Source organism: Paenibacillus sp. NPDC056722 (assembly GCF_042790635.1).
Lineage (GTDB): Bacteria > Bacillota > Bacilli > Paenibacillales > Paenibacillaceae > Paenibacillus_AQ > Paenibacillus_AQ agri.
On sequence record NZ_JBHTYV010000002.1, the window covers coordinates 211,409 to 227,302 of the forward strand.

Consider the following 15,894-nt stretch of genomic DNA (forward strand, 5'->3'; position numbering starts at 1 on the left):
CGTGGCGCTGGCTTGGGATCTAATTCTGGCACAGTTGCTCCATTATTAATATCTTTGGACTCCAGAATAATTAGAGTGAATCTAACGACTTTACCTGCTTCGTCCACTTCATAGACACCAACGTAGCGGTTAACTCTCGCATCCACTCCTGGAATATCACTACCCGCCGTGTATGGATCAATGATTCCGCTTCCTGTTGGTGCGTCATCGCCTGTATTCGGCGTCTCAATCATAGTGGAGGATACTTTCACCACTAGGTGATTCCCGGTTTCTGGCGTTACATTTGGAATGCCCGTGGTTCCTGTTTCAGTACCAGGACGTGGCGCTGGCTTGGGATCTAATTCTGGCACAGTTGCTCCATTATTAATATCTTTGGACTCCAGAATAATTAGAGTGAATCTAACGACTTTACCCGCTTCATCCACTTCGTAGATACCAACATAGCGGTTAACTTTGTCATCCACACCTGGGATATCGCTTCCCACCGTGTATGGATCGATGATTCCCGTTCCTGTTGGTGCTGCATCGCCGGTATTCGGCGTCTCAATCATAGTGGAGGATACTTTCACCACTAGGTGATTTCCGGTTCCTGGCGTTACATTCGGGATTCCCGTGGTTCCCGGCCGAGTGCCTGGACGTGGAACTGGTACAGGCTCAAAACTTGGCGCAGGCACCTTCACTTCTCTGGTCCATTTTGCATATAACGTAACATCTTCCGTCACAATATCTGTAGCGAAAGTCCACGCATTCTCAAGCGTTGCTTCCTTATACCAGCCCCCAAAGGTGTAATCTGTTCGGGTCGGCACTGTCGGCGCACTGATGGTTGATCCTTCACTCACTTTCTTAAGAGCCGCTACTGCAGAACCACCTTGCGAATCAAAATGTACGTTGTATGTGGGCAGTCTTTTCGAAAACCAATCAACATATAGCGTCATATCAGACAAGACGGAGATTGTTAAACCTGGTACATATCGGTTCCCCTGCCCATCCGCCTGCACATTCCAACCGTCAAATTCTTTTCCTGGTGGAGCAATAATTCCTGTGCCTTCCGGTAATGGCCAAGACTTTTGTCCTTTAAGCACCGTCATAGGAGGCGGAACGGTACCCGTGCCTCCATTCAAATCAAAAGTGATGGTATACGCCTCGAACCACATCGCATATAACGTAATGTTTGATGTCAAATAGGGGATGCGAACTCCCGGCGAATATCGGTCTCCGGTCCCATCTTCCTTGGTACTCCAACCGCCAAAGGTCTTTCCTGTCGGCCCGGTGAATCCCATATTATTGGGAAGAGGTGGTGAAATAGGCCCCTCGCCTATTTTTATGGAGGATGGTACTGTGCCTGTTCCTTCATTTAAATCAAACGTGACGGTATAAGCATTGCTAAACTTGGCATACAGTCTAATGTCTGATGTCACGTTGCTGATGCTTGCATTCGCTTCATAGCTAGTTCCGCTTCCATCTGCTTTGGTATTCCAACCGTCAAAGTTCTTCTTTCCTGCCGGTCCGGTCAATCCCGTGCCATTCGGCAGCGCTGGTGAAGCTTGTCCTGGGGACACCGTCATGGGATCAGGCACTGTGCCTGTTCCTCCATTTGAACTAAAGCTAACGGTGTAGCCGTCTGCCACCTTCCGAATTCGTTGGTTTAAAGTATCTGAAATGTACACGGTCCCGCTCTTGTCCACAGCTATACCTTGCGGCATGAACAATTTAGCAGAAGTCGCCGGTCCTCCGTCGCCCGAATAGCCGCCCGTAGCGCTTCCAGCTATCGTGCTGATCTTTCCGGATGTCATATCGATTTTCCGGACCTGATTTTCATCCAGGATGTACAGATTGTCATTACCATCCCTAGCAATTCCTCGCGGGCCTACTAACTGGGCTAACGTCGCATCTCCTCCATCTCCCGTGCTGGCACTAGTACCATCGCCTGCTACCGTACTGATCTTCCCCGACGTATCTACTTTTCGTATACGAAAAGTACTACGATCTGCGATATACATATTGTCATTGCGGTCAAACGTAATTCCATATGGAAAATATATTTTAGCAGCTGTCGCAGCTCCTCCATCGCCGACGTCGCTGTGACCATCGTAATCTCCCGTACCTGCAACAGTGCTAATTTCGCCTGATTTATCAACTTTCCGAATTCGATGGTTATACGTATCTGCTATGTACAGATTACCGCTACTGTCAAAAGCTAATCCATACGGATCGTTCAATTGGGCAGAGGTCGCGGCCCCTCCGTCTCCGGCATAGCCCATAGAACCATTGCCGGCTACCGTACTAATATTCCCTGACTTATCGACTTTCCGAATTCGCTCGTTACTCGTATCGGCAATATACAGGTTATCGTTGCTATCCACAGCTAAACCTGCTGGATTGAACAACTGGGCGGATCGCGCTGGCCCATTGTCTCCCGAATAGCCCATGTTACCATTACCCGCTACCGTACTGATGATCCCTGATTTATCCACTTTACGGACTCTCTGATTTTGGGAGTCTGCAATATACAGATTCCCGGCGCTGTCAAAAGCTAGTCCTTGTGGGTTATAAAATCTGACGAGAGGTAAATTCGCTTCCACTCCGTCTCCCATATAGCTAGTTTCACCATTACCCGCTACTGTAGTGATGATGCCACTACTTGCAGCATGGGCTTTTTCGCCAGATAGTGCAGGCAGCATTTCCGCAATAAGCAAGAATACCAGCACGCAAGCTATGATTTGTTTTGCCTTTTGTTGCATTTCTTTGCCTCCTTGTAGCATGCTTCGTTTAATGTAACTCACATTCGATCCGAGAGATTGCATATTAATAGTTTCTTCATACCTGGAGCTATTGTTCCAACACTATCGAGATGATCGTCTAAAAAAGAAAAGTTCATCTCTAGATCACCATCATGTCTTATTCCTCCCTATTCTTTATCGCAAATATTCTAACAAGCGAGCCTCACAAATTTCTCACAAAATATCGAGTGCTGTCGAAATAACGCAAAAAGCAGGGCAAATAAACATCGCCAGCTAAACTGACCACGTACAATGAGACAAGATATAATGCGGATTCAAGAAATTGCAACTCTATCGGAATGTGGCGATAACACAAATCAGGAAAGCTCTGTATCATGTACTCATCTTGCTGAGGGGGCATCCCTTTTGGACTCGTATGGGGTGGGCAAATCAAGGATTTTTCATCGTTAATCACCATGGAGGTGATATCCCAATTCTTAACGGTAGGATTACTCAAACAATAACTTTCTCTGCGCTCGCGACATGCAGTACTCCACATATATGAACGACATAGCAAATTGTGAAAATAAAAAAAACGGCATTTCTGCCGTTTGTTAGTTCTTAATGACTTCTTCATTTATATTCTCTTCAATCACAGCATCAACATTCTGTTCAAAGGCAGTAAGAAGTTCACGTACTTCATCCGTTGACTTCGTGCTCATCAATTGATTGCATAGTTCACTTGCCCCTCGGAATCCTTTGACATAGATCTTGAAAAATCGTAAAAGGGCTTTAAACGGACGTAGCGTTAATTCTGGTGCATATCTATCATGAAGATCAAGATGCAATCTTAGAAGATCAAGCAATTCGTCACTGCTATGTTCTCTCGGCTCTTGTTCAAAAGCAAACGGATTATGGAAAATACCTCTCCCAATCATTATCCCATCCACACCATATTGCTCAGCAAGCTTTAAGCCCGTTTCTCGATCAGGAATATCCCCATTGATTGTCAAAAGGGTGTCTGGTGCTATGCGATCACGAAGCTCCTTAATTTCCGGAATCAGTTCCCAATGTGCATCTGCTAAGCTCATTTCCTTTTTTGTACGGAGATGAATAGACAGATTAGCAATATTTTGATTCAGAATATGGGTTAGCCAACCCCGCCATTCCTCTATATCGTAGTAGCCAAGTCTAGTTTTTACACTGACCGGTAATCCTCCCGCTTTAGCTGCTTGAATAATATCTGCCGCAAGATCTGGACGCAGAATAAGGCCGCTTCCCCTACCTTTTCTGGAAACATTGTGCACCGGACAACCCATATTGATATCCACACCTTTGAAACCAAGCTTAGCCATACCAATGCTCATTTCCTTGAAATATTCAGGCTTATCCCCCCAAATATGTGCCACCATTGGTTGTTCATCTTCCGTAAATGCTAACCGTCCCCGTACACCATATCTCAATTTAGGATGACAATAGCTCTCCGTGTTTGTAAATTCCGTAAAAAATACATCAGGCTTACCTGCTTTACTTACTACATGCCGAAAAACAATATCCGTTACATCTTCCATTGGTGCAAGTATAAAAAACGGCCGAGGTAAATCACGCCAAAAATTATTTAACACTACTTACTCAATCCTCTCACTATAGATCCAACGCTACGACAAAACCGTCACAATGAGTGTTAAGTGCCTCAACAATCCAAGCTCAAAACTCAAATTTAGCATTGACGCTTCTACTATATAAATATACCGTGGATACATAGTATAACATCTCATCTCTTTTTTTCGAACCATCCAAACAAGACTTTAGACAGAACAACAATAAAAAACCACTTCGAGTTGAACTGCAGCTCCAATGTTCAATGATTCTAACAATTGGGGTGCAGTCCAATAATGAAGTGGCTTTTGTTTGATGAAGCCTAGGGGATCGAACCCATGACCTCATCGCTGCCAGTGATGCGCTCTACCAAGGATAGCCATTTACACAGCTACGAATATTCATTGAGAATAACTATAAATTTGGCTGCTTCGCGAGGTTCGATCGGTAAGAGTATATGGAGTTAATCATCCAATCCTCTTCCCGCTTCCCCCATGCTTCCTCCGAACGGACATAATAATGATCACGGTCAGCAGAATCGGCGGGATAGCGGCAAGCAGGAAGCGTCTTTCGCCTGATAGAACAGAGATGATGGCAAACAGGATCAGAAACGATACTCCGACTGCAATGCCCTGCACGAGTTGAAGCTTGCCTTTGCCCGTCTCTTCGGGATCGTTTGTCATACGAGCATGTAGGATGATGGAAATCAGCCCCCAGCTGCCCAGATGAACGAATAGCAGAATCCCCAGCGACGGAATTGTGCCGATGGACAATCCTAATACTTCCAGTGACAGCAACACTGAAATCGCCGCAATCGTGAAGTACCATGAGATCGAGCGAGACTTGGCTGCTATATAGGCGAGCACCTCATCCAGAGCGTTATTTTTGACCGCGCCTCGCCTGCCAAAATACCAACCTGCAATCCCGAACAGCAGACCTCCATATATGCCTACGTATAACATCTACTTCTCCTCCTTTTCTTCAAATACGAATACATCCTCAATGTACATGTGGAACGCTTTTGCGATTTTGAAAGCGAGCTCCAGCGACGGATTGTATTTCATCGTTTCGATCGCTATGACCGATTGCCGAGAGACTCCAATGATCTCACCCAGTTGCTCTTGCGTCATGCCATGCTCGTTTCGCAATGCCCGGACATGATTTTTAATACGAACCCCTCCAAATACGGTAATCTTAATGTAAAGCAAGGTTTACGTTAAGTATACTTTACATTATTTAAAATGTAAATATTTCCTTAAATAAAATATTTTGTGGATTAAAATAATCTCAACAGGCAAGTGTATGTCTTTAGATCTGTCACCGATATTAATGGAAAGACCTATGAAAAAAACAGCGGTTTTTGATGCCTAAACTAAAATAAGCATAATAAGAAACAGAAATTACCCAATGTAAATACAACAAAGGCCCCCTTGTGAGGGAGCCATTGTTCCAATACAATATATATTTTCATTGTAGGTGTTGTTCTAATATCTTTTTAATATCTCTAGTTCTACAATTGAATTCTATCTAATTCGACCATAGAAAAATGAATACCCATCCGACACCCCAAGCTTTGTCGTCTCCGTCCCGTCCACCAGTTTGACCGCTTTTAGCAGCGAGACAATTTGTTCATGCATGAGCTTCACGTCAAATTTGTCCATTTCTCTATTCTCACTATCCGTCAGCAGGTAATCCGGCATTGGGATAAATCCAAGCAATGGGATACCCGCTTCAAAAAGAGGCTGACTCTCCCCGAACTCAAACTTGTTATGTCCGCGTAAAATTACAGTACGTGCATCGTCTCTCTGCTCAACAGCCTTCTTCCAGATCGCCGCCATCATTTCATTGCCCGCATAGGTATATTCTGTACTTACACGTCCCGTCGGACCATAATGCCCCGTGTCGTCATCCTTCCATTCCATGCTGCCGAGATGCTCGACCGTAATTCCGGCTACAGCTTTCATATGGCCATTCTCGCCATCCCATAGCTCACGGTGCCCTTCCATCCAGGTGGATGTCGCCTGAGAAGTCCCTTTGAACTCCGGCAACCGGAAATGTCCGGTCACAAAAGCAAAGATCATCGTCCGTTCCAGCTGCTCCTGCTGCAAGTAACGAATCATGGACAGCATGCCTACGGCGCCATTCTCCTCCACAACATTAATCCCATCGGTATGGGTATTGATGATAATCGCTTCGTCTTTCCTTTTCCCCTCGATCTTCACATAAAAGGATTCCGTCGGTGCGTTTTTTTGTTCATCTGCTTCTAAAATAACCGTGCCTTCTTTGTGCTCGTTAGCTGCGCTGATCACCTTTTGCCCCTCTGTCTCATTGATCCAAACCGCAGGGATTCCAGCATAGTCGGTGGTAAACGGTACATACTGCTTCTCAACCTTATCGTCGGATACCCCTTTCCAGACTAAAATAACGGCTTTCACGCCCATTTCCTTCGCTTGCTCCAGTTTGGCCTCTTTTAAGGCTGTCGTGAGTACAAGATCACCTTCACTAGGGGCGATTTTGTTTTGCTTTGGCGATGAATCCCGCATGTTCATGACGATCCCTATCGGAAAATCTTTAAAATTCTCAATTTCCACTACAGCAATTTTTCCGCTTGCCTGTTCATAATCACCACGCTTCGTGTACACCAGTTCCCCAGTTACACCCTTTTCGTCCGTTTCCCCGGAATAAGGAAAAGCTGAAGAGACATGAATGGGCTGCTGATCAATAATCAAAGAGCTGCTCTTTTCTTCCCATCGGTCAAACGTATATTGATCACGGTATACAGTCAGCCCCATATCCGTTACCTGCTGTTCCAACCAAGCAATAAACTTATTATGACCTTCCGAGCCGGTTGTACGGCTTCCAAAGGAATTCATCACTTCAATATCCTCCAGCATTGCTGCTGACGAATCCAGTCTATGTTCATCGATTGTCGCAATGACATCCGCCTCTAATGCCACAGGTTTAGTAATCGGCTTCGCATAGATACCCAGAGCCCACAGCGCACTAACGATAAGAACGACAACACTGAATAACACTTTTCGAACCACCATAAACGCAGTAACTTTTCTTCGTACAGCTTGTCCAAAAAGTCCTCTCCATACGCCCGCCACGATCAGCAGCAGGATAGATACCGCCAGCAGCCAAAGCTCCTTAGTCAGCATGAATAAACCTTCTGTTACGATGGCGCTGATCAACACCACTTGCAGCTTCTCACGTTTCTTTAAAACTAAATATGAGATGCCTAATTCAACCAGTAAAATGATAATCGTCGCTATCGAGATTACTGTTTCTTGACCGATAAATACGGTAGCACAGAATGCCAGGATCAACAGCAGTATAGCTGTCAATCGTCTGTATAAATTTTTTAACATGACACCCTCCCATTTTAAAAAGCGCGAAGGAACGAAGGGGAATGGTTGGAACTGTAGGAGCGAAAGCAACCGCCTGAAAGCTTTCCGCAGAAAAGCCGCGCCGAATGCCTCAGCTGTGCCCAGATTTTAACCGCTAGAAACGGTTGAATCGAAGAAATCTGGGGATCACAGCGACCGTAAGTCCAAATATTCACCGTAATGACGACCGAAATTTAAGTGAGAGTCTTAAGTTCGGATAGAAATGTAATTAACGGCATTTTTGTACCTTAAATCCTCTGCAGCGAGGGGGTAGTAGAGATTAAGTGCAATATTGTACCTTAAATCCTCCAGAAATACCTCTCCAGGGTGTTTTTTCGAAAAATAAGATACAAAAATGCCCTTATTTGCCTCATTTAGCTATATATCTGAAAAATAAGGTACAAAAATGCCGTTAGTTGGGGAAGTACCCCCTCTTTTCCACTGTTAAGACGACTGGTGAAGGGAATCTTACCGCTTCTATATGACATCCCTGGATTTAAACAGCCATGAATTATAGCTATTGCTGTCGACAGACTATGATCCGGTGCGAGCTCTCCTATGGAAATCTCGTTCAGGTGATCGCTTTGCGCCTACTGTTCCAAACTTCTCCTTTCGCTCATCTTCGCTTTTTTATTTCTTATGTTCGTCTTATGTAGCTACAACTTTGACATTACATTTGTAATGCCTTATGGTTTAGCATATTGAAAAGAGTCATGAAAAACAATAAAACGAACGCCAGAACGTACAAATGGAGGGGAATTGTCATCGCAAATCATGAATTATACAGCCCGAACACCTCTAAACATAATTCCAATAAAGAAACCAATCGCTTGACCAGGGAAGCCATCTGCACGGCATTAGTCTTCTTGATCCAGGAGCAGCCCTTTAGCAAAATTAGCATTACTGATATTGTGAAACGTGCCGGGGTTTCCCGAACCGCCTATTACAACAACTATTCCTCCAAACAGGAGATACTGGTGGATCTGGTCGATTCGCTTATTTTCGAGATTAATCAAAGGCTCTTGCCTTACACCAATGAATTAACAGGCAAGGCCAAGGAGCCTGAAAAGTTTATTAGCGTGCTTTTTGAAGTTATTTTTAAGCAGCGTGATATTTACAGAGCCTTGCAAAGCGCCAAGTTTGATTATGTGATCTTAGATTGCTTGAATGAAATGATGCTGTCTAACGCGCATGACCCAACAGACGAAAGCAGGTACCGGGTATACTTTAAAGCCGGAGCATTATATAATGCGATCTCCAAATGGATTCACTCCGACTTCGCAATATCCACGACTGAGATGACCCGAATTAGTCTCCACATTTACCATACTCCGATGTCTCAAGAATAAAATGCACTCCCCTAATTGAATTTATCTTTCAATGATGAAAAGCCAAATAGCCCGCCACAAGTTAATGTGGCGGGCTATTTTTCAGTTATTCTAACGACATCTCGGCCGCTCCTGATATCTGCAGATGGTATCTCCAAATTAGCAGCGATGCAGCAAGACTCTTTACAGACTCTCCAACTCACCCGTTGTCTTGGACAGCAGGCCCTTCAGTTCCTTCATGAACATGTTGATATCCTTGAACTGACGGTACACAGAGGCGAAGCGGACGTATGCAACTTCATCCACTGGATAGAGCTGTTCCATCACGAGCTCGCCGATTTGACGGCTCTCGATCTCTGCCAGGGCGATCCCGCGCAAAGTCTTCTCAACCTCCGACACGATGACCTCAAGGCGCTCCACAGGCACAGGACGCTTCTCACAGGCACGGATCAATCCACGGAGGATTTTATCACGGCTGAATTCCTCGCGGCTGCCATCCTTCTTAATTACAATAAGCGGAGTCTCTTCGATCATCTCAAACGTTGTGAAACGCTTGCTACAGCGCTCACACTCCCGCCTGCGGCGGATGGACTTATTCTCGTTGGCCGGACGTGAATCAAGCACCTTGGTATTTGTATGATCGCAGTAAGGGCATTTCATAAGCTTAATCACTTCCTTTTGCAAAATGGTGTGCGTCCCGTTCCAGTACGCACCTGACTGCGATCGAACACAATCTCTTTTTCCATAATTCACCGTTTGTTTATTGTAATGAATCTGCCAAGTCCGGCACATAATACAGTTACCAACCGATAGGAGGTGAACAGCAATGGGCCAAAACAACAACTCCAACAACCTGGTAGTTCCTAATTCCCGCGCAGCTTTGGAACAATTGAAATACGAAGTTGCTCAAGAATTGGGTATCACGCTTTCTGCAGACGGATACAATGGCAATAAAACTTCTTACGAAAACGGTTCGATCGGTGGTTACATCACTAAACGTCTTGTAACTCTGGCTGAACAACAACTGGCAGGTCAAGTTCACTAATCTGCCTATAGCTTGACTAGAGAAGTATTAAACAGCTCACGGGCTGTTTAATACTTCTTTTCATATGCACAACTAAAATCCCTTATAGATATCCGTGTACTGATTATAATAGTAAATCACCCGCTGGACATAATGACGTGTCTCGCCAAACGGGATATCTTTTACATTATCCTCCGTACCGTCCCAGGTCCCCTGCTTCAGCCAGTTCTGGACATTGCCCGGACCAGCATTATAAGCAGCAATAACTGCCGTACGATTGCCGTCAAACTGACGAGAGAGCGAGGATAGATACCAGGCCCCAAGCTCAATGTTGACGGATGGCTCATGCTTCAGCCGCTCCAGCGATACATCGGGGAGCTTGGCCTTTTCCATAGCCCATTTGGCCGTATCCGGCATCAGCTGCATGAGACCGATCGCCCCTTTTTTCGACTCTTTTCCAGTCTTGAAGTTTGTCTCCACCCGGATAATCGCCGCCACAAGGAATGGATCAATCTCGTAGGTCGTGCTGTGCTTGCGGATCTCTTCTTTATAATGAATCGGATAAAACCACGACATCCAGTTCGTACTGAGGAACAGAATACCTGTGAAGCCGATGAACAGGAGAAGCAGGACTCTTTTTTTGCGCAGCCAGCTCATGACAACCCCAGCCTGTCCCACAAAGCAAGAACCTGGGCCTCAGTATGCTCAAGATCCTTGCTGTTGTCAATGACGTAACTTGCCTTGCCCGTCTTCTCCTGAAGATCCATCTGCGATTGCAGACGGCTCTCCGCCTGCTCCTGAGTCAGACTGTTCCGTTCCATTAAGCGGGTCAGTTGAATTTCACGAGGAACATATACTACAATAATGTCCTGAAAAAGACCTTCCAGCCCTGACTCAAACAGCAGCGGAATATCTACCACAATCATCGTCTCCGGCGCTTCCTGCTCCATGCGGTACATCCGGTCCTTGATCTCCTGGCGAATCGCCGGATGAGTCAGACCATTCAGCTTCTGGCGGGCTTCCGGCTCATGAAAGACAATGTTCCCAAGCTTCGCCCTGTCGAGCGTTCCATCCGGGTTCAGAATATCCTCTCCGAAATGTTCAACGACAGCAGCCAGCACCGGGTGTCCGGGCAGCATCACTTCCCTGGCAATGGCATCGGCATCCACCAGTTTGGCTCCCTTGTTCACGAACAGTGCTGACACTGTGCTTTTTCCGGATGCAATGCCTCCGGTTAAGCCCATGATCATGTACTCACCTCATAACAGCTTCATTATTCCCATAACAATCAACATTAAAGCAGGCAGGATAGCGGCATGCTTCATCCAGGAGCTTCCGGCGAACTTGAATCCTGTCTTCATGCCCATGATTAGAAAGCTTCCGCTAAACAACGCAATCGTGACCGCCGTCCAGCCCGGGTTGAACCCAAGCAGTGCGACACCCAGTCCTGCACCGAACGCATCCAGTGACAATGCAATTCCGAGTACCATCGCCTCCACCGGCGAAATGCTTCCCGAAGCATCCATATCCGCCGAGGAAGGCGTGCGCAGGATCTGTACCACGATACCGAGCCTCCGCAGCTCCAGCGAATATACAGCCGGTTTCGCTGGCTGAGCGCGCTCATCATCATAACCTTCCCACTCAGCAGCTACTTCCCCATATTCGTCTTCGGACGAAAGTTCAGAGATACTGACTGTGGAAATCTGTGCGGTCTCCTGTTCTTGCTGTTCAGCACTTAGATCCTCTTTCTCCTTCTGAATTCGCGATTGAATCAATGACCAACAACCCATCAGGACAAGGATGACTGCGCCTACGCTCGAAGCGATACTGGGTGATACCACCTGAGCCAGCAACACGCCAACCTGCATGGAGATATAGATGACGATGCCAGAACAGAACGAGATGATCAGAATCGAGAGCAGCGGTATTTTCATTTTTCGCAAACCATATGTAATGCCTACACCAAATCCATCCAGACTCAGGGCCAACGCCAATAACAGCAATGATAAAAATGGGCTGAGCACCCGCAATCCCTCCCGTGAAGAACCGTCCTGCCTAATCTAATAAGCAAGACGTTCGCTTGATTAAAGCATTCTTCACACAGTATATGGGCGGGACACATTGAGGGTGTCAACCATCTGCAGCTTGGGATGAAGTTCAAAATACTACATTGAGAACTCAGGCAAGATCCGGCAAGCCGGTGTATAAAATTGATTACCGAGCCAGAACTGTACTGACACGTTGGCAGCTTGGACAATAATGCGTCCCACGGCCGCCGACCACACTCTTCTCAATCAATGTACCACAGACGGCACAAGGCTGGTCCTTGCGGCCATAGATCAGCAATTGCTGCTGATAAGTACCACTCTCCCCTTGGCCGTTCACATATGATTTGACGGAGGAGCCTCCAGCATTGACGGCTTCCGTAAGCGTGGATACAATCGCATGATGAAGCTTGTCGAGCTGTTCCCGGCTCAGCGCTTTAGGGCTGTCCTCCGGGTGAATGCCTGCACGGTGTAGCGATTCGTCTACATAGATATTCCCAATGCCGACCACATATTCCTGATTCAGCAGCAGGGATTTGATTTTGGTGCTTTTTCCAGACAGGATCTCCCTGAACCGTTCCGGGGTAAAAGAAGGCTCGAGCGGCTCATCGCCCAGTTTATTCAGCGGCGGCAGACTCAGGTCCTCCCCCGGCTGGAACAGGTGCATCGTGCCAAATTGGCGCACATCTGTGTAGCGAAGCTCGGTACCATCTGTAAAATGAAAAATAACATGTGTATGCTTGTCCAGCGGCTCATCACTGCCATGCAGTCCGTAACGGCCTTCCATCCGCAGATGGGAGACCAGCACAAGACCGTCCAGCAAGATCCGCAAAAATTTGCCTCTACGCTCTACCTTTTCAATGGTATGACCCGCCAGCATGTGCGCGAAGGCCATTGTATCATCCGGGCGCTGAATAATCCGCGCCAAGCGGACGGTGACGTTCTCTATCTGCTTTCCTTTAACTAATTCGTTAAGTGTTCTCTTCACTGTTTCGACTTCCGGTAATTCCGGCATAGTTCTCACCTCTACTCCATTATACCGGATATCGGAGGCACGCGGGGGTTCTATTTCGCCTCATACCAGTTGCTTCCATAACTTACCTCTGCCTTGAGCGGAACCGAAAGTTTAAGTGCGCCTTCCATGACCTCAGGCAGCAGCACCTTCATCAGCTCCAGTTCCTCCGCTGGCACCTCGAACACAAGTTCATCGTGTACCTGAAGCAACATGCGGCTCTTCAATCCGCGTTCGAACAGTGCCTTGTCCATATGGACCATCGCCAGTTTGATAATATCTGCGGCTGTACCTTGAATCGGTGTATTCATCGCTGTACGCTCCGCAAAGGAACGCAGGTTGAAATTGCTGGCATTAATCTCCGGCAGGTAGCGACGGCGTTCCAGCAGTGTGGTGACGTATCCGTTCTTCTTCGCCTCCACCACAATCTCATCCATATAACGGCGAACGCCCTGGAATACTTCAAAATATTGCTCGATGAACCGGGCGGCTTCCTTCCGCGGAATATTGAGGTTCTGCGATAGGCCGTAATCGCTGATACCGTACACGATACCGAAGTTTACTGCCTTGGCAGAGCGGCGCATGTTGCTATCCACTTGCTCGGCAGTCACGCCAAAGACATCCATCGCGGTCTTCGTATGAATATCCATGTCATGCAGAAAAGCGTCCTTCAACCGCTCATCGTCAGAGATATGCGCCAGAACCCGCAGCTCGATCTGGGAATAGTCCGCGGCCAGAATGGACCAGCCCGGCTCCGAAGGTACAAACACTTTGCGGAGCTTGCGCCCCTCTTCCAAGCGGATCGGGATATTCTGCAGATTCGGGAACTGGCTGCTTAGTCGTCCGGTTGCCGCAATAGTCTGGCGGTAGAACGTATGGACCTTGCCCGTATCTGGTGAAATTTCCTTGAGCAGCCCTTCCACATAAGTGGATTGAAGCTTGGCGATCGTCCGGTATTGCAGGATCAGCCGCACAACATCATGATAAGGAGCCAGCTTCTCCAGCACCTCGGCATCCGTAGAGTATCCGGTCTTCGTTTTCTTGACGACAGGCAGCCCCAGCTTCACAAACAAAATCTCACCAAGCTGCTTCGGAGAGTTCAGGTTGAATTCCGTGCCGCAAATCTCATAGATCTCTGCGACAAGCTTGGCGATCTGAGCTTCGAATTCCTTACCGAGCTCCTTCAGATCCTCCTTGTTCACGGCAATCCCTTGTTTCTCCATGTCGGCCAGGATGCGCGATAGCGGCATCTCCAGATCATCGAACAGACCGTTCATGTCTGTCTTGTCCAGTTCCTTTTCCTGCTTCTGGACAATTCCTAGCACTGCCGCACTCTTCCTAGCCACATGGTGGCCCAGAACCTCAAGCTCTGGCACCTTGTATTTGGCGCCCTTGCCGAATACACTTTCGTCCGTAGCCAGACGTGGCAGGCCGTATTTAGCCGCAAGGTCACTCAGATCCTGGTTGGCTTCCGTCGGATCCAGCAGATAAGCTGCCAGCTGTACATCCTTCGCCGCCCCGGCAAAAGGAATCCCTTGCCAGTGGAGGGCCAGATCAGCCCGGTGTAAATCGTAGCCGCTCTTCGGGGTATGCTCGTCCCCCAGCCAACCCCGCAGCTTGGCAGCAGCTGGACTTTGCAACAGGGAAAACGGCACATAGTAATGCCGATCCAACGAAGACAGCCCAATGCCGATCACCTCAGCACGGTGCGGATTGTCCCCGTTCGACTCCACATGCAGTGCGGAGATACCAGGCAGTGCTGCAATCAGGTCGTCCAGTTCTTCCTCGCCCACAATGGTAATCTCAAGCTCAGCTTCCTGGGCTTCCGTAGCCTCTTCTCCCTCAGAAGCAGGGGCGCTACCACTCAGGGACAGGCGTTCCAGCAGTGATTTGAATTCCAGTTTCGCCAGCGCCGGGCCTGCAGTCTCGCGGTTCAGCCCTGTGAAGACCATATCCTCCCAGCCATGTTCCAGTGGAACTTCGCGGTAGATCGTCGCCAGCTTCTTACTCATGATGGCATCATCTGCATGTGCCTCGAGCTTCTCTTTCATCTTGCCTTTAAGCTCTCCAGTGCCTGCAATAACCCCTTCCACAGAGCCGAATTGATGCAGCAGCTTCAGTGCAGTCTTCTCGCCGACACCTGGTACGCCGGGAATGTTGTCACTGGCGTCGCCCATAAGTCCTTTAAGGTCGATAATCTGTTCCGGGGTCAGGTCATATTTCTCACGAATCTGTTCCGGACCATACAGTTCAATTTCGGTAACGCCTTTGCGGATCAAGGCAACGGTCGTATGCTCCGAAGCCAATTGCAGCATATCCTTGTCCCCTGAGACGATCATCACCTCACGACCTGCCTCGTCCGCCTTGCGGGAGATACTTCCGATGATGTCATCGGCTTCATAGCTCTCGATTTCGAACTGAGGCACGCCGAGGTTGCGTAACAGGTCTTTCAGCAGCGGGAACTGTTCGGACAGCTCCGGCGGTGTTTTTTGCCGCCCACCCTTATATTCTTGGTATCCTTCATGACGGAACGTGATCTTGCCAGCATCGAATGCCACGATCATATGCGTAGGCTTATGTTCCTCTATGAGACGAAGCAGCATCGTTGTGAACCCGTACACGGCATTCGTCTGCTGTCCAGCCGTATTCGTTAGAGGAGGCATTGCAAAAAACGCCCGGTAAATAACGTTGTTGCCATCTATTAGAATCAATTTATCCATTGTTGCACCCACCCTTTTATGTTGCATACTTTCACCATTTTAACATATGGCCGTACG

The 15,894-nt window shown here is 47.6% G+C and carries 13 protein-coding genes; 2 read left to right on the top strand and 11 right to left on the bottom strand.

What is annotated here, in order from left to right:
- The 5 genes from ACFRAM_RS05475 to ACFRAM_RS05495 form a co-directional block, all read right to left on the bottom strand.
- Positions 1–2,741: NHL domain-containing protein (locus ACFRAM_RS05475; RefSeq protein WP_379464905.1), on the bottom strand; the 2,741-nt coding region annotated here is incomplete at its 3' end.
- A 593-nt stretch (positions 2,742–3,334) separates the two neighbouring features.
- Entirely contained in the window at positions 3,335–4,291 is a 957-nt protein-coding gene (locus ACFRAM_RS05480; protein WP_379465522.1) for a tRNA dihydrouridine synthase, read from the bottom strand.
- A 495-nt stretch (positions 4,292–4,786) separates the two neighbouring features.
- Entirely contained in the window at positions 4,787–5,281 is a 495-nt protein-coding gene (locus ACFRAM_RS05485) for a hypothetical protein (RefSeq protein WP_379464906.1), read from the bottom strand.
- Positions 5,282–5,527 (bottom strand): helix-turn-helix transcriptional regulator, encoded by a 246-nt coding sequence (locus ACFRAM_RS05490; RefSeq protein WP_379464907.1) that lies wholly within the window; start codon positions 5,525–5,527, stop codon positions 5,282–5,284.
- Between the two features lie 315 nt (positions 5,528–5,842).
- Positions 5,843–7,690, bottom strand: coding sequence for a hypothetical protein (locus tag ACFRAM_RS05495; RefSeq protein ID WP_379464908.1), 1,848 nt, complete (start codon positions 7,688–7,690; stop codon positions 5,843–5,845).
- Between the two features lie 731 nt (positions 7,691–8,421).
- Here ACFRAM_RS05495 and ACFRAM_RS05500 point away from each other — a divergent pair.
- A complete protein-coding gene (locus ACFRAM_RS05500; protein ID WP_379464909.1) occupies positions 8,422–9,057 on the top strand; it encodes a TetR/AcrR family transcriptional regulator in 636 nt (211 codons plus the stop codon).
- A 162-nt stretch (positions 9,058–9,219) separates the two neighbouring features.
- Here ACFRAM_RS05500 and nrdR read toward each other — a convergent pair whose 3' ends face one another.
- Entirely contained in the window at positions 9,220–9,696 is a 477-nt protein-coding gene (nrdR, locus tag ACFRAM_RS05505) for a transcriptional regulator NrdR (protein WP_066374240.1), read from the bottom strand.
- A 166-nt stretch (positions 9,697–9,862) separates the two neighbouring features.
- On the opposite strand from nrdR, the gene ACFRAM_RS05510 reads away from it, so the two are divergent.
- Entirely contained in the window at positions 9,863–10,081 is a 219-nt protein-coding gene (locus ACFRAM_RS05510; RefSeq protein ID WP_066374239.1) for an alpha/beta-type small acid-soluble spore protein, read from the top strand.
- 72 nt (positions 10,082–10,153) lie between these two features.
- Here ACFRAM_RS05510 and ACFRAM_RS05515 read toward each other — a convergent pair whose 3' ends face one another.
- The 5 genes from ACFRAM_RS05515 to polA form a co-directional block, all read right to left on the bottom strand.
- Positions 10,154–10,717, bottom strand: coding sequence for a lytic transglycosylase domain-containing protein (locus tag ACFRAM_RS05515; RefSeq protein ID WP_379464910.1), 564 nt, complete (start codon positions 10,715–10,717; stop codon positions 10,154–10,156).
- Positions 10,714–11,310, bottom strand: a complete 597-nt coding sequence (coaE, locus tag ACFRAM_RS05520; RefSeq protein ID WP_379464911.1) for a dephospho-CoA kinase — start codon at positions 11,308–11,310, stop codon at positions 10,714–10,716. Before coaE ends, ACFRAM_RS05515 begins: the two co-directional genes overlap by 4 nt.
- Before the next feature lie 9 nt (positions 11,311–11,319).
- Positions 11,320–12,084 carry an MntP/YtaF family protein gene (locus ACFRAM_RS05525; protein ID WP_379464912.1) on the bottom strand — a complete coding sequence of 255 codons (765 nt, stop codon included), beginning with the start codon at positions 12,082–12,084 and terminating at the stop codon, positions 11,320–11,322.
- A 190-nt stretch (positions 12,085–12,274) separates the two neighbouring features.
- The gene (gene mutM / locus ACFRAM_RS05530) at positions 12,275–13,120 is read right to left on the bottom strand and encodes a DNA-formamidopyrimidine glycosylase (RefSeq protein ID WP_379464913.1); all 846 of its coding nucleotides are present in this window, start codon (positions 13,118–13,120) and stop codon (positions 12,275–12,277) included.
- A gap of 50 nt (positions 13,121–13,170) precedes the next feature.
- Positions 13,171–15,837 (bottom strand): DNA polymerase I, encoded by a 2,667-nt coding sequence (polA, locus tag ACFRAM_RS05535; RefSeq protein ID WP_379464914.1) that lies wholly within the window; start codon positions 15,835–15,837, stop codon positions 13,171–13,173.
- Positions 15,838–15,894: the final 57 nt, after the last annotated feature.

Bases quoted from the DNA above. Each gene is read 5' to 3' on its own strand.
- ACFRAM_RS05500 (WP_379464909.1), top strand. From the start codon at position 8,422: ATGAAAAACAATAAAACGAACGCCAGAACGTACAAATGGAGGGGAATT.
- coaE (WP_379464911.1), bottom strand. From the start codon at position 11,310: ATGATCATGGGCTTAACCGGAGGCATTGCATCCGGAAAAAGCACAGTG.
- nrdR (WP_066374240.1), bottom strand. From the start codon at position 9,696: ATGAAATGCCCTTACTGCGATCATACAAATACCAAGGTGCTTGATTCA.
- polA (WP_379464914.1), bottom strand. From the start codon at position 15,837: ATGGATAAATTGATTCTAATAGATGGCAACAACGTTATTTACCGGGCG.
- mutM (WP_379464913.1), bottom strand. From the start codon at position 13,120: ATGCCGGAATTACCGGAAGTCGAAACAGTGAAGAGAACACTTAACGAA.
- ACFRAM_RS05495 (WP_379464908.1), bottom strand. From the start codon at position 7,690: ATGTTAAAAAATTTATACAGACGATTGACAGCTATACTGCTGTTGATC.
- ACFRAM_RS05510 (WP_066374239.1), top strand. From the start codon at position 9,863: ATGGGCCAAAACAACAACTCCAACAACCTGGTAGTTCCTAATTCCCGC.
- ACFRAM_RS05515 (WP_379464910.1), bottom strand. From the start codon at position 10,717: ATGAGCTGGCTGCGCAAAAAAAGAGTCCTGCTTCTCCTGTTCATCGGC.
- ACFRAM_RS05480 (WP_379465522.1), bottom strand. From the start codon at position 4,291: ATGGAAGATGTAACGGATATTGTTTTTCGGCATGTAGTAAGTAAAGCA.
- ACFRAM_RS05485 (WP_379464906.1), bottom strand. From the start codon at position 5,281: ATGTTATACGTAGGCATATATGGAGGTCTGCTGTTCGGGATTGCAGGT.